Below are 2,525 nucleotides of genomic sequence, written 5' to 3'. Positions count from 1 at the left end.
CGAGGATCCCCGCGTGACGCGTGCGCGCGGCTGCCCCCCCCCCCCCCCCCCCCCCCCCCCCCCCCCCCCCCCCCCCCCCCCCCCCCCCCCCCCCCCCCCCCCCCCCCCCCCCCCCCCCCCCCCCCCCCCCCCCCCCCCCCCCCCCCCCCCCCCCCCCCCCCCGCCCCCGACCCCGGCCCCCGGCGGTAGCGCTCCACTGGCCGCACGTGGGCACACGTCGACGTACGTGGGCACACGTCGGCGTACCTGGGCGTACCAGGGGCTCACGCGGGCGTCTCCGGCGTCTCGGCGGGCGGAAAAAATCAACCGCGATCGGTGGAAACCTGTGCGAGGATCCCCGCGTGACGCGTGCGCGCGGCTGCGCGGTCTGCGCGACGTGCGTGGTGGGCGCGGTGTGCGTTGTGCGCGCGGTGGGCGCGGTTTCGGCCGCAGAGAGGCGTGGAGGTCGGGTCATGTTCGCGATATCCCTGGGTGACGACGGTGCCGAACTGCGCCCGCTCGAACCCTGGCAGGCCGAGGAGTTCCTGGCCCACATGGAGCGGGGCAGGGAGTTCGTCGGGCAGCACATCGGCTTCCCCGACCTGGCCACGGACCTGGAGTCGAGCCGCGCCTGCCTGCGGTCGTACGCGGACAAGGCCGCAGCCGACACCGGACGGATCTACGGCATCTGGACGGAGGTGCCCGAAGGGGCGCGCGGCAGGGGCGGCAAGCTGGTCGGGGGCGTGCTCTTCCGCACGATGAACGCCGCGCAGGGGGTCGCCGAGGCGGGCTGCTGGCTGGAGCCTGCCGCTGTGGGCAAGGGCCTGATCACCAGGGCGTCGCGGGCCGTCATCGACTGGGTGATCGAGGGGCGGGGCTTCCACCGGGTCGAGTGGCTCGTCTCCGCGGCGAACGAGCCCAGCATCGCGGTGGCACGCCGCCTGGGCATGACGCGGGACGGCGTGCTGCGCGAGAGCTACCTGCACCGGGGGAAGCGGGCCGACATGGAGGTCTGGTCGGTGCTGGCCCCGGAGTGGCGGGCGGCCAAGCAGGCGGCGGCCGGGCAGACCGCCTGACACCGCCGGCCGCCCGGCCCCGGGGACACGATCCGAGGCCGCCCAGCCCCCGGCACGCGGCCCCCGGCCCCTGGCACCGCCTGCGGGCCGGGGGAAAGCCCGCTCACCGTTTGACCGCCACCACGAAGATCCGTCGGAACGGCACCGCGGTGGTGCCGTCGGCGCTGGGCGGGTACGCCTTGCGGAGGGCTTCGCCGTACTCGGCGAGGAAGGCGTCACGCGCGGCCGGGTCGTCGTCGAGGCGGGCGAGGGCCGGGCGGAGAGTGGTGCCCTTGGTCCAGTCGAGGACCGGGTCGGGGCCGGTGAGCCTGTGGAGGTAGGTGGTCTCCCAGGTGTCGATGTCGCAGCCGCGGGGGCCGAGCGGGGCGAGGACGTCCGCGTAGCCCGCCGGGTCGAGGGCGTCGGGGCGAGGCACCGTGCCGAGGCGGTCGCGCCAGCGGGGTGAGGCGCACAGTTCGGCCAGGAGCGTGTGGCTGGGGGCGCGGAAGTTGCCGGGCATCTGGCAGGCGAGGACGCCGCCTGCGGGGAGGGCGGCGATCCAGTCGGGGAACGCGTGCTGGTGTCCCGGCACCCACTGGAGAGCCGCGTTGGAGAAGAGCAGCCCGAAGTGTTCGTCGGGGGCGGGGCGCCAGTCGGCGAGGTCGGCGTGGGTGAAGTCGAGGCGTCCTGGGCGGGTGTGGGCTGCGGCCTCCTTGAGCATGTCCGGGGAGCTGTCGTATCCGGTGATGTGCGCCTCGGGCCAGCGTGCGGCGAGGATTTCGCTGGGCCCGCCGGGGCCGCAGCCGAGGTCGGCGATGCGGACTCCGGGGTGTCCTGGCAGGTCGTCGGGGACGCGGGCGAGAAGGTCGCGCAGGGGGCGTAGACGGTATCCGGCATGACGGAGATACTGCTTCGGGTCCCACATGGCAGCAGCGTGCACCGGACTTCTCTTGACGTCAAGAGACTTCACGTCGACAGAACCTCTACACTGATCCCATGGAGGACGAGGTCGACCGTTTGGTGGCAGCATGGCGCCGGGAGCGCCCCGACCTCGACGTCGAGCCGCTGGAGGTACTCAGCCGGGTCAGCAGGCTCGCTCGGCACCTGGACCGTGCCCGCCGGATCGCGTTCGCCGAGCACAATCTGGAGCCCTGGGAGTTCGACGTGCTGACCGCGCTGCGCCGCGCGGGCACCCCCTATCAGCTCTCGCCCGGCCAGTTGCTGACTCAGACGCTCGTCACCTCCGGGACGATGACCAATCGCATCGACCGCCTCGCCAAGAAGGGTCTGGTCGAACGGTTGCCCGATCCCAGCGACCGGCGCGGCGTACTGGTCCGGCTGACCACCGAGGGCCAGGACCGCGCCGACAGCGCCCTGGCCGGGCTGCTCGACCAGGAGCGCGCCCTCCTCGCCGAGCTCTCCACACCGCAACGCGACGAACTGGCCTCGCTGCTGCGCCGACTGACAGCTCCGTTCGACAACATCCCGATC

The 2,525-nt window shown here is 74.1% G+C and carries 3 protein-coding genes; 2 read left to right on the top strand and 1 reads right to left on the bottom strand.

The window, feature by feature from the left end; translation table 11 throughout:
• Nucleotides 1-452: 452 nt before the first annotated feature.
• Nucleotides 453-1,055, top strand: coding sequence for a GNAT family N-acetyltransferase (locus AB8Z75_RS34175; protein WP_369208914.1), 603 nt, complete (start codon nucleotides 453-455; stop codon nucleotides 1,053-1,055).
• A 103-nt stretch (nucleotides 1,056-1,158) separates the two neighbouring features.
• Here AB8Z75_RS34175 and AB8Z75_RS34170 read toward each other — a convergent pair whose 3' ends face one another.
• Nucleotides 1,159-1,959, bottom strand: coding sequence for a methyltransferase domain-containing protein (locus tag AB8Z75_RS34170; RefSeq protein ID WP_369208916.1), 801 nt, complete (start codon nucleotides 1,957-1,959; stop codon nucleotides 1,159-1,161).
• A gap of 71 nt (nucleotides 1,960-2,030) precedes the next feature.
• Between AB8Z75_RS34170 and AB8Z75_RS34165 the strand changes: the two genes are divergently transcribed.
• Nucleotides 2,031-2,525 (top strand): MarR family winged helix-turn-helix transcriptional regulator (locus AB8Z75_RS34165; protein ID WP_242751585.1); only part of this gene is annotated, 495 nt, incomplete at its 3' end.

The organism is Streptomyces sp. PU-14G, from assembly GCF_041028275.1.
In the GTDB taxonomy this organism is placed as follows: Bacteria; Actinomycetota; Actinomycetes; order Streptomycetales; family Streptomycetaceae; genus Streptomyces.
This window is presented reverse-complemented; position numbering and strand designations above follow the sequence as displayed.

Excerpts from the sequence above, each read along its gene's own strand:
- AB8Z75_RS34175 (WP_369208914.1), top strand. The coding sequence starts at position 453 with ATGTTCGCGATATCCCTGGGTGACGACGGTGCCGAACTGCGCCCGCTC.
- AB8Z75_RS34170 (WP_369208916.1), bottom strand. The coding sequence starts at position 1,959 with ATGTGGGACCCGAAGCAGTATCTCCGTCATGCCGGATACCGTCTACGC.